The sequence below is a fragment of the Candidatus Saccharibacteria bacterium genome (genome assembly GCA_017983775.1).
In the GTDB taxonomy this organism is placed as follows: domain Bacteria; phylum Patescibacteriota; class Saccharimonadia; order JAGOAT01; family JAGOAT01; genus JAGOAT01.
Genome location: JAGOAT010000028.1, coordinates 1 through 11,186 on the forward strand (window position 1 = coordinate 1; position 11,186 = coordinate 11,186).

Here is an 11,186-nt window from a genome sequence, read left to right on the forward strand (position 1 = left end):
GTCCCGCGATGCCAAATCTCATTCCCCCCAGAAAAACAGCTGGCAGGCGCTGCGCGCCGCCAGAGAAAAAACCGCCCCAGAGGGCGGCAATTTCCGTTCTTTTCCCAAAATGGTGCGGATGAGAGGATTTGAACCTCCACGGAGTTTTGATCCTCCACTAGGACCTGAACCTAGCGTGTCTACCGATTTCACCACATCCGCAATGGTTTATTGTACTGAGTAAGTCTATTTTATCATACTAAAACAAAAGCCAAATTATCAATTGGATCTAGAGTCCAAGTATTTTACTATCAACTAGTCCGTTCTTGTCGACTACTATCAGTCGGATAGTAGTTGGATCTTGGTCGCCAGTCAAATTGAGGATATTACCCTCCAGCCAATCCAGACTTTGATTGACTTGCCAATAATACCTATCTATCCCCTGATCATCAATCGAGGCTGAAGCATCATAAAGCTGATTACTCTCTTTTTCAAGGATTGCTACTGGTGCAAGCTTGCTCTTGCCCAGATAACTGTAGATGATCGGTTGAGTATTCTCGATAGGTAACTGAGTAATATCCACTAGACTGGCCTCCTCTGGAGTATAGCCAAGACCCCTGTAGGTCGTAGGACTACTAAAGGCTTTCTTCTTAATATATCCATCCTCTTTGACCAAGGTGTAGTATTCTTGATTGTCGGTTCTAAATAGACTACCTAGCCTTGGTTCCATATCATTGCCTCTGGGTAATCTGAGGTCTAATTCGGAGGCAGGCAGAATACTATCCGATTCCGCCAGGTAACTATCGAGAATAAATTGATCGGCAAATCTCCGAAGCTGTCGATTTTCGATCAAAAAAGTAGCTTCAGAGCTCTTGATCAAACTTCCTTCCGGATGAAGACCAGATAATTGATAGGGGTCTCCAGTGGCTTCTGGAAGTTTATCAGGTGTCACTTGTTGTATCCGATCAATTTGATAGCCCAATCCACTCAGTAGCTCTATACTGACCGGACGTTTGACTACTATTTGTTTGCCCTCAATCAAATAATATTGATCCTGGGATAAGAGAATAGTACCTTCCCTGTAGGAGATGTCGATACCCCTGCTAAGTCTAAGGTCAGCCTTGGTCGCTAGCTTAAGATTGTCGGGATTAAGTCCATAGCTGGCCAATGCTTGATCAATTAATAAGAGATGCTTTTTGTTGTCTATCCCTATCTGATAGATTTCCTTAGTACTTGGGTCAAAGACAAAGGTATTGGGAAGGTGCTTGACTTCGAGAGTTGTATGATAATTGGTGATCGTTTTAATCAGTGTAGTGATTGTGATCAGCGTTAGGAAAGTAACTATCAGCCATCGAAGTTTATTTTTCATATCTATATCTTATAGTAATTTTGGTGCAAAATCATCACTGCCAATAGCTCGGAGAAATAATGTTTATAGTTCGATACAAGTTATAGGGGGGTATGGAGGATAGGAGTAGTACACAAGATCGAAAGACCTTGGACAGATTTTATACCATTAGGGAGGCAGGATTTATGATAATGAGTTAGATTAGTTTGAGGGAATCCCCAAAAGGGGTTATTCTTTTCGTTTTGAATCTAAACTAACAATTTCAGTTGTACTGGATTCATAGAATTTGGCATCAACTTCTTCTGGGGATAGTAGATAATTTAATAGATCATTTGAATATTGTCTGTTTGGCTTATTTAAATGACTAGATATAGAACCAAGCGTTATCCCAGCTATTAAAGATTTCATATTATCGAATATTGTAGCTCTTGTAAATGCAGTTGCGATATAACCAACCACAATGTCAGATATATGAGTATTAAGAAAGCTACGTATTCTCATTCTTTTGTTGGCTAATACATCATGATTGGTCTTGGGATACATGTGATTTTGGGAATAATGAACTAGCTCATGCGTAAGTGTATTATTGATTATTTCTTCTGGGGTGTGATGAGGATTATCCTTAGAATCGGAGCTAGACAAAATTGATCCCAAATAAATTGTAATTACGGGGTTTCCATCTGGCTGGAAGTTTGGTTCAAATAAACCTTGCAAGTATGCATCATATGGACGCTGGACAGCATCAGAACTAAAGTGGATTAGTAAACCCTCTAGATTTCCTGGTTTCGAGGGATGGGGTAATCTTTCATAGTAGGCAAGCAGTTGCTCATAGGCTATATCTAGCTTTGTCAGATCCAGATTATGCTCATCGAATAGCTCTTTAATTTTACGATCAAAAGTGATAGTTGGTGCAAAATCTGGTATTTTACTTGCTTCAGCTTCTGGATTACTCATAAAGGTGTACTATAGCATATATATCCTTATGTGTAAATATAATTGTAATCATCCACTACCTTTGCAACATAAATGGTAGGCGTCCTAAACTGTCCCCTTCCCCATATAAACAACAACAAGTCTATTCAAGACTGGTTAGATTTCTACAACCAAACTAGACCTCATCAAGCTCTAGGATACTTCTCCCCCAATGATAAGGCAAAAGAAGATAACCAACCAATACTCAAACCAAGACAAAATAAGTGTTAGAGGTGTTAGAATAGCTGTTCATTGAATGGAGGGCTTTACACACCTATTTCTTTACCAGAAGGAACTGGACACTTCAAATTACATTTTTACGTGGTGGTAAATAGATAATTGCTTCTGTATTTAATATTGACTAAAATTCACTTTTATATTATAATATTGTGATGTTGGAGTCTGATAATATAGGAAAAACATCAGAGTTAGGTCCTGCTGGAATACAGCGAGATAATAACTTCGATGGTGTAGAGATGCGTTCGGCTTTGAGGGCGTTTTTTATAACGTATTTATTATTTCATGGAGTGTCATCTGATATTCTGAACTTAAATTTAAAAACTCCAAACCTATTATCAGCTGCTTTAGTAGGGGTTGCAACAACGTTGAGCACGGTTATTAGTGAAAAAAGAAAAAGAAGAAAAACGAGAGATGCATATTTCAATCAGCCATATTTGGATAAGCAGTCCCGTCAGGTGGATGGTATTGGGCTAGTAGAGATCTTTACTACCGATAATTCAGATGATGTGGAGACTCGATACTTATATATTCAGCCCACAGTAAGTGCTGTTGTTAATTCAGAGTTTATGCAAGCGGTTATTCAAATCGCCCATGAGACGAACGCGGATTATGTGACTATCAACCTAACTAATCAACCAGATAGTGACCCAAATATTGTTACGCATAATATGACTTCTTACATGAAGAATTTGGGTTTTCCCACACTTCATGAGTACGGGGAAAAACAGTTACTAGTTACTTACCATATAGATGAATTACCGAATGATATTGAACACCATACAGAGGAAGGGGAATTTAGTGAATTATTAAGGCTTCTTGCTTCACATGTAGGAGATAACAATTTATTACATACATTACGTACAATAGATATCAATAATTCACTCAGTCGACAGGCAGCTATCAGGGAAATAGAATCTTATATGAATAAAATCGTTTCCACAGAAGAAATTGATTATCAGAAAGTTGGTTATAGGGGGGATGAAGAATTATATATTATTATGAATCCGGGGGATACTGTGCTAAGTAGCACAGATTCTGAGACTAAAATTAAAAGAGCCGGATGGATTAGGCCAAAAATTGATTTAGTGGAAGAAAAAGCTAAGTTTTTCGACAGGCATGGCGGATTAATACGTGAAATTACATTACTTGAAGCGCTTCAACTAGATAAAATTGTCTCGGGTGATACTTTTCCTGATTATGATAGACTCAATAATACTCAGCAAAGAAATGCATTATTATATCAGTTAGCTCTTAAACTGGTGAGGTATCAGAGTGATAGATCTCAAGAGAATGTCTTGCCTAGTAAGCCGAAAAATAATACCAAGAGCTTAGCTCGTAGTATGCTCGATGCTATAACGTTATCTGGTGGTGATCCGGATACTACTTTATACTCAAGAATATCTAATTTGAGACTTTGCAGGGTAGCTTTAGCGGGATTAATGGGCTCTATGTTAGGGGGTTCTGCATCATTGGCCTTAGGTGCTGCAAGAGACACAGTACCCGTTGATTCGGATAACCCAGCTGTTACTACCTATGATCAGGTCTATGGTCTTTTTAGGGGGGTGGAGGAGCCATCATATAAAGTAGTTAAGGGTCTTGTTGATAAGGTAATGGGTCAACCATCAAATACCAGTAATGATGTACAAAGCGTACATCAAGAGTTGGGTAAGATAAATCTTGGGAATGTTAATCCTAAAATACCGAATACGATTGTGGCAAACCTTAGAGTAACTGGAAAAGCCTCCTCGGAAGGATACTGGTCTAACTCGGTGTTAACTGGTGATGATATATTAGGTACAGAATTTAGTCATCAATCACGTCAAAAAGGTTCTTATGATAATACCTATATACCACGGGTGCCAAGCGATTCAACGGATTCATATATTGAGGTAACCCTAAAACGTAATCCTAATATTATGTTCGCAGATAATCTATCCAATCTTCAGGGAAGATTAACATATTTACCTGTACCGATCCTAGAAGGTTATTCTATTATTGCTGCACATGATAAGTCCAGCCCAGATTATCAATTCGGTATTGCGAAGCTGTCCAACGGGCAGGCTGTATTGGCATTACCGGAAGACAGTTCTTATGAGCCAAAAGATCTTGTCTATTACTTAATACCTCAAGCGACTAAAAGTCTAAACAATGAGGATCAGATAAGATATTGGTCAGAAGATTACTCAGAATTATTCGAAAGCTTTAGTAATAAAATGTTATTTCAAACAGTTTTGGATTTATGGCAAGAGTACCGCCCTGAGGTATTTCAGGGTAAGACAGATTATGAAGTTATGCAATTAATGGTAGATTGGGTGCAGAGTGGCGAATACGATTTGCAGCCACTTACCTCTGATACGAGCAATCAAAAATTGACTCCAGAGAAGATTGTTAGGGCGACAATTGATCTCCATAGATCTCTATGTAACACTGCTGCAGCTACCATGTTTTATAGCACTATAGGTATGACAGATCCAGGTTCTCGACTAGCTCTTGTGACTGGCTTCTATAATAGACCTGAATCAGGTGCTAGTGATTCAAGTCTACTTTCTAGCAGAGAAGCACATGCCTGGAATACTACCAGGGGGGGAGAAATAGTAGATTCTACACCATTCAACACCGCTGGCAGATATGATACATATTTTTCTGAAACACGTTTAGGCGATAAGGGTAATAAATTGTTCGATAGAGATAATATAGAAAAATTATTAGCATTGAGTCTAATATTTTTTGGCATGAAGAAAATGGGTCCTGCTGTTAGGTATTCTGGTGATCAATATAATCGTATTTGGCGTACTTTATTAAAGAATAAAGTTTATGAGATATATACAAAATTGACTTTTACTGCGTTTAGTGATCCAAATTCAGAAAAAAGTTGGCAGGATTATGTCGATGTCAATCAAAAGAATATATCAATAGAGACTATCGAACAATTTATTCTAAACCTAGTGCAAGAACCCGATCTTATGGATGCACTAAGTGGTACAGAAAGAAAGAGAGTTCGGCAATACTCCCGAACTCTCTCAGGAGTTTGAGAGATGCCCGCCGCTTTGGTGTTGCCAGAGGCTAGCGTAGATACCTTTTTGATTAATTAACTGTTGGTGAGTGCCTACTTCGACAATTTCCCCTTTGTCCATTACGATAATCCGGTTCATTTGCTGAATAGTACTTAGTCTGTGAGCTATCACAATCGCAGTCTTATCTCCCATCAGATTCCAGAGAGCTTTTTGGATATACTGTTCACTCTTGCTATCTAAGGCACTTGTAGCTTCATCTAGCACTAGAATAGGTGCATTTTTGAGAATCGCTCTGGCGATGGCGACACGTTGGCGTTGACCACCAGACAACTTGACTCCCCTTTCACCTACTAGAGTAGAGTAGCCATTTGATAGTTCTGACACAAATTCATCTACAAAAGCTAATTGCCCAGCCGCCATGACTTTTTTTATACCCGCATCTGAATCGCCATAGGCAATATTGTCAAAAATACTCCGGTGGAATAGTAGTGGTTCCTGAGGCACATAGCTGATATTACTTCTAAGCTCAGTTTGAGCTAGGTCACGAATATCAATCCCACTTATTTCAATTTTGCCACTATTAAGATCTTGAAATCTCAGTAGGAGCTTTGTTAGGGTGGTCTTACCGCTACCGGAGTAACCAACTAGGCCAATCTTTTCTCCATGATTGATACAAAGATTAAAATCCTGAATTGCAAATACATCTTTAGGTGCATCAGGATAGCGAAACTTGAGATTTTTTAATTCTATATTAAATTTGGTACCTTTGGGTAGCTGTTTGGTTTTCAGCTTGTCCAGAATAGTTGGCTGAACTAAAAAAGTAACTATGGATTGGTGGGCACTAGCCATGATTGATTCATATTCTTTAATCACCTCAGCTACTGCTTGGGTGGAATTGATTAGCTTGATTACATAAAATTGGATTAGGATGACAACAGCGATAGAAATGGAATCATTTTGATATAGTCTAGATGTCGTGATAAGTAAAAGTATAGTCGTAACAGTGGCTAGTAGTATCCGGCCAATATCATCCGGGATAGATGTGAGCCATGCCTTGTCTTGGAGTATGGATTGGCTTTTGATTGGTTTAGCCACCCTTGACATTTCATACGATTCTTTTGCAAAACTCTTGATTGTGACAGCGTGACCAAGAATGTCTCCGACTAGGCCTGCCACTTCACTATTGATCTCACTTAGTTTTCTGCGATATTTTAGCCTCCACTTTCCGCTTAGCAAAGTAAAGCTCAGAATAACTAACATTGTAATTAAGGTTAGCAAAACCAAGGGAATTGATTGATAGGCAATAATCAAAATACTGGAGATGATAGTAATTGCTAGCTTTAAGCCCAGGTTTAGTATCAATTGATTATACCTGATAAGAGCATCTTTTAACGCTATAGCTTGGGCACCAAGACTACCTAGAAAAGTACTATTGTAAAAGTCGTAGTCTTTTGACAAGTAATTACTAAATACTATTTTTTGGATTTGCTCAACTCCACTACTACCAGTCTTGGAAATCGCAATTCCTCCTACTGCCCAGAGTATGCAATAGGTGATTCCTAGACCAAGGATCCAATAAGCGTATTGGCCAACTTGATCAAAGTGCTTAGTAATAATAGCCTGCAAGGCATAAGCCATAAATAGTGGGATTAGAATTTCGTAAATTAAAGTAGCAGGGGGTCTGGTGAATAACCATATTACAAAAGAAGGCTTGTCGGTTAAAGTTGCATTCCAGAATAGCTTATGAATTTGTTTTGTAGTTTCTCGACCTTTTGTCATATTACTAATTGTAATTTTACTAACAATATTTTATTTAGGCAAATTTGAGTGTGAGGTGAAGTGTAGGTTATGATGTTATGCTATAATTAACCACATGGATCTGAATACTTATCAGAAGATAGCCCTGACAACAGCTTTGAAGTCTTCGAGCAGTAGAAATACTGATATATATCACTGGATTTTGGGTCTTGGTGGAGAAGTGGGTGAAATACTAGAAAAATTTAAGAAAATAACCAGGGATCATGATGCAGATTTCTCAGCCCTAGATTTGGATGATTTGACCAAGGAATTAGGAGATGTCTTATGGTATTTAGCAGTTTTGGCAGACGAATTTGGTATCACCTTAGAAGAAGTAGCAATCAAGAATTCTAAGAAATTGAAGTCTCGTCAGGAAAGAGGCAAGCTCAGGGGTAGTGGAGACAATCGCTGATATACTTTATTGGTCTATGGTTGATAAGAAGTCAAGGTATATTAATCCTTGGTACAGGAGTCATTTGAATCTATTACTAACATCTGTTGGTCAAATCAGCGATCGTTGGTATACTTATGGCGTTGTTCTCGGTAAATTGCTCTGCCGTTACTAAGCCTGTTTCAACACCCAAGAAGTTGAATCCAGCTCCTAATGCCGCTTTCATATCATGTAGGCCATCACCGATGTAAAATACTTCTTCGGGTGATATCCTTTGTGCTTCAAGCCATGCTAGTGCAGGTTCGAAGACACGAGGATCGGGTTTGTGATGAGATGTGTCATCAGCTGTTTGTGTGTAATCTAATACATCTTGAGGTATAGCGTGTGTAGTTAAGTCGTGTTCAAAGCTAAATCGGCTTGTAGCGGTAATGATACCCACAAGCTTACCAGTAGCTTTTAAGTGTTGCAGGGTGGGGATGGAGGCGGTAAATAGTTCTTTGGGGAAATTCTGATGACAAGCAGTGTTATTTGCCATAGCTTGATCAACATCATCAGTCCCGTAGAGCAAACAGACTAATTCTTGCAAGGGCTTACCCCAGTGCAACTCAATCTCATCATCTGTAAGCCCTTTACCGTAATATTTTCGCGCTACGTGTTTGTGTTGTGCCCACTTAGCACTAATAGTCCCGACTAGTGTGTCATCGTGGTCGAAAAGAACTGCTTTTATGTTATCGCTAATATACTGGCTCATATAGAGCATTATCTCTTACCTCCTGTCAACATACAAGCAGTAGCAAAATAACATGGCTCTTGTCTAGCAAAACTAGCTCCTGGCAATTATGGGGGCAGGTTCAGCAATCGAAAAAGACCGAGTTGCAAGGATTTTGTTCTTGAACCCAAGCCTAGACAACGAAAAAGGCTCTCCATAATCTGGAAAGAGCCTTTTTTCGAGCTTAGTAAAAGCTATTGAAATGTCGTTTGGTGCGGATGAAAGCGATTACTTTTGAACTCATCTATAAGATAGCACAGTGGCTATTTGAAAAACAAAATCAGACCGTATTTAGACTTCCTCAAATAACTACGGCGCAGAGGTCACAACAGCTGTTAGAAGCAAACTATGCCTACTAATGTTATTATTTAACCGAAGAGTTTTGAATCTAGTAGTGAAAACAGGTGGCATACCCTACATTATTGTTGTATAATATATCTCAATGAACAGATTATTTCTAGCTACTAGCTTCTCAGGCCATGTTAACTACGAAACAGGCGAGGTTAACCCAGACTACCGTGAAAAGGTAGAGACTATAATTGACACTTTACGCACCTTTGGTGGTTATACGGTATTCTGTGCTGTTGAGCACGAAAACTGGATCATCGCTAGTGATGTACCTCCTGAAGTAGGGGTAGAAAAGGACTTAGCCGAAATAGATGAGTCTGACGTAGTGCTTGCACTATTGCCCACAGGCTTAATCTCCGCTGGTCTGCAATATGAAGTCGGTTATGCTGAAGCCAAAGGTAAGCAAGTGGTTCTTGCTACTGAAACAGGTTCTGAATTAGCTTACTTCAATCAAGGTGCTGTAAATCTTGGCCGTGTTGCATACGTTGAGTACGAAAGCCCTGAGAACCTTGTCACAAATGTACAGCAAGTTCTAGCTTAGCAATACGTCACACAACATAGATTCTACGTCATGAACCAACAGGGGTAGAGGTGATTTTTTTACGACACAAGGGCTTGTCAAGTGCCTGTGTTGTTTTCGCCCACCCCCTAAACTTAATCCTGAACTGCGAAAACTAGACTATGCATTGGTCTGCTTTTGCCAAAGTGAGTAGTAGCGACCTTTTAGTCTCAATAGTTGTTGGTGGTTACCGTCTTCAATAACCTTGCCTTCGTGCATAACAATAATCCTATCGAGACCTGAAACCGTGCTCAGTCGATGGGCGACAATAATGGCGGTTTGCTTACCTAATATCTCAGGAAGTGCCTTTTGTATGATTTGTTCGCTCTCACTGTCAAGTGCACTCGTTGCTTCGTCAAGAAGTATAATTGGTGCCTTTTTAAGGATAGCTCGTGCAATCGCAACTCTCTGTTTTTGACCACCACTTAACTTAACGCCTCGTTCTCCAACCATAGTGTCATAACCATCTGGTAATTTTTGGATAAACTCGTGTGCGTGAGCGGCTTTCGAAGCTGCTATTATTTCTTCTTCGCTTATGTCGTCATTATAGTAAGCGATATTCTCTTTGATTGTTCTATGAAAGAGCAACGGCTCTTGTGGCACATATGCAATCTTGCGTCTTAGTTCAGCCTGTTTTACGTCCCGTATATCAGTGCCGTCAATGCTGATTATCCCTCTTTGTACCTCGTCAAAACGGAGAAGAAGGTTGGCTAAAGTACTCTTACCAGCTCCGCTTAAACCGACTACACCCACTTGTTCACCACCCACTATGTGTATGTCAAGATTGTTAAAAACGGATATGCTAGTGCCATTATTAGAGTGTGACGGGTAGCTAAAGCCAACCTTGGAGATATCTACAGCAGCTTTTGTGATATTGAGCTTTTTGGGCTTTTCTGGGTCTTGTATCTTTTCATAATCACTGCCAAGATAATCTAATGTTGGATATAGCTTTGTTACCAAATCGTCGTGATTTGCAACTAAATCAGGTAGCGCGGCGACATTTCTGATAATCTGGAGCATATAGGTTAGGGTCAGTACGATAAGTCCAAGTGAGGCGGGATCGCTAGGATTGGCACCAACGATAATCAGGTAAACCGCCACAGATACACCTACTGCCGTTATGATGTTTCTTGGTAAATCGAGTAGTGCAGCTGTTTTGCGTCTTAGCCAGAACGTATGCGTCTCTTGCTTGACAAGCGAAGCAACCTTACTTTAAGCCTCTCGCTCTACACCGCCAGATTTAAAAGCGACAATATTTGTAATCTGGTCAGACACCTCTCCCGTTACTTTTCGATATACCTCGTGCGACATCTGACGGTATTTGTTCGCTTTGGACGAAGACCAGACTATATACACTATTTGAACAAGAATGACCAACATAGCGACCAACCCTATTCTTGGGGAGGCGATAAGAAGTACTACCGCAGGGACAGTGAGCGACATAATCGCGCCCAATGCCTCACCTCGCCAAAATCTAATAAGCAGCATTGCAGCATCAAGGTATTGCCGAAACACACTAGCAAGATAGCCTGTTTGATTATCTCTGTAGAAAGACATATCTTTGCCAATAAGCTTCTTGTGATATGAGACCATAAGTCGCCCATATTGCTCGTTCTCGGTTTTAATAGACAGAAGCTCACCAAGCGTACCAATAATTGCTTCTATGACATATGTAGCAAGGTAAATAAGCGTATACCTCTTAGCTGCTTCTATATCACCAGAGGCAATGCTAGATGCAACCTGTGCCATAACAATAACCACATATACTC

General features: G+C 39.8%; 10 protein-coding genes and 1 tRNA gene. 4 read left to right on the forward strand and 7 right to left on the reverse strand.

Going from position 1 to position 11,186, the window contains the following annotated elements:
- Positions 1-110 precede the first annotated feature (110 nt).
- The 3 genes from KA531_03535 to KA531_03545 all read right to left on the reverse strand — a co-directional run bounded on the left by KA531_03535 (position 111) and on the right by KA531_03545 (position 2,281).
- A tRNA-Leu gene (locus tag KA531_03535) sits at positions 111-201 on the reverse strand.
- A 67-nt stretch (positions 202-268) separates the two neighbouring features.
- Positions 269-1,348, reverse strand: a complete 1,080-nt coding sequence (locus tag KA531_03540) for a hypothetical protein (GenBank protein ID MBP6005942.1) — start codon at positions 1,346-1,348, stop codon at positions 269-271.
- 207 nt (positions 1,349-1,555) lie between these two features.
- Complete coding sequence (locus tag KA531_03545; GenBank protein ID MBP6005943.1) at positions 1,556-2,281, reverse strand: hypothetical protein; 726 nt, start codon at positions 2,279-2,281, stop codon at positions 1,556-1,558.
- Positions 2,282-2,353: 72 nt separating this feature from the next.
- Between KA531_03545 and KA531_03550 the strand changes: the two genes are divergently transcribed.
- A complete protein-coding gene (locus KA531_03550) occupies positions 2,354-2,530 on the forward strand; it encodes an integrase core domain-containing protein (GenBank protein MBP6005944.1) in 177 nt (58 codons plus the stop codon).
- A 161-nt stretch (positions 2,531-2,691) separates the two neighbouring features.
- Complete coding sequence (locus KA531_03555) at positions 2,692-5,571, forward strand: hypothetical protein (GenBank protein MBP6005945.1); 2,880 nt, start codon at positions 2,692-2,694, stop codon at positions 5,569-5,571.
- On the opposite strand, the gene KA531_03560 is transcribed toward KA531_03555, so the two are convergent.
- Complete coding sequence (locus KA531_03560; GenBank protein ID MBP6005946.1) at positions 5,560-7,332, reverse strand: ABC transporter ATP-binding protein; 1,773 nt, start codon at positions 7,330-7,332, stop codon at positions 5,560-5,562. The two genes, KA531_03555 and KA531_03560, sit on opposite strands and share 12 nt — an antisense overlap.
- Positions 7,333-7,426: 94 nt before the next feature.
- Between KA531_03560 and KA531_03565 the strand changes: the two genes are divergently transcribed.
- The gene (locus tag KA531_03565) at positions 7,427-7,762 is read left to right on the forward strand and encodes a nucleoside triphosphate pyrophosphohydrolase family protein (GenBank protein ID MBP6005947.1); all 336 of its coding nucleotides are present in this window, start codon (positions 7,427-7,429) and stop codon (positions 7,760-7,762) included.
- A gap of 76 nt (positions 7,763-7,838) precedes the next feature.
- Here the strand turns inward: KA531_03565 and KA531_03570 are convergent, their stop codons facing one another.
- Positions 7,839-8,501: an HAD hydrolase-like protein gene (locus KA531_03570; protein ID MBP6005948.1), complete on the reverse strand. Its 663-nt coding sequence runs from the start codon at positions 8,499-8,501 to the stop codon at positions 7,839-7,841.
- A gap of 451 nt (positions 8,502-8,952) precedes the next feature.
- Between KA531_03570 and KA531_03575 the strand changes: the two genes are divergently transcribed.
- Positions 8,953-9,399: a nucleoside 2-deoxyribosyltransferase gene (locus KA531_03575; GenBank protein MBP6005949.1), complete on the forward strand. Its 447-nt coding sequence runs from the start codon at positions 8,953-8,955 to the stop codon at positions 9,397-9,399.
- 138 nt (positions 9,400-9,537) lie between these two features.
- On the opposite strand, the gene KA531_03580 is transcribed toward KA531_03575, so the two are convergent.
- Both KA531_03580 and KA531_03585 read right to left on the reverse strand, forming a co-directional pair.
- Positions 9,538-10,518 carry an ATP-binding cassette domain-containing protein gene (locus tag KA531_03580; protein MBP6005950.1) on the reverse strand — a complete coding sequence of 327 codons (981 nt, stop codon included), beginning with the start codon at positions 10,516-10,518 and terminating at the stop codon, positions 9,538-9,540.
- 111 nt (positions 10,519-10,629) lie between these two features.
- Positions 10,630-11,186 (reverse strand): ABC transporter ATP-binding protein (locus KA531_03585; protein ID MBP6005951.1); only part of this gene is annotated, 557 nt, incomplete at its 5' end.

Coding starts and splice junctions, on each gene's coding strand:
- KA531_03565 (MBP6005947.1), top strand. CDS start 7,427: ATGGATCTGAATACTTATCAGAAGATAGCCCTGACAACAGCTTTGAAG.
- KA531_03545 (MBP6005943.1), bottom strand. CDS start 2,281: ATGAGTAATCCAGAAGCTGAAGCAAGTAAAATACCAGATTTTGCACCA.
- KA531_03560 (MBP6005946.1), bottom strand. CDS start 7,332: ATGACAAAAGGTCGAGAAACTACAAAACAAATTCATAAGCTATTCTGG.
- KA531_03575 (MBP6005949.1), top strand. CDS start 8,953: ATGAACAGATTATTTCTAGCTACTAGCTTCTCAGGCCATGTTAACTAC.
- KA531_03540 (MBP6005942.1), bottom strand. CDS start 1,348: ATGAAAAATAAACTTCGATGGCTGATAGTTACTTTCCTAACGCTGATC.
- KA531_03555 (MBP6005945.1), top strand. CDS start 2,692: ATGTTGGAGTCTGATAATATAGGAAAAACATCAGAGTTAGGTCCTGCT.
- KA531_03550 (MBP6005944.1), top strand. CDS start 2,354: ATGGTAGGCGTCCTAAACTGTCCCCTTCCCCATATAAACAACAACAAG.
- KA531_03570 (MBP6005948.1), bottom strand. CDS start 8,501: ATGCTCTATATGAGCCAGTATATTAGCGATAACATAAAAGCAGTTCTT.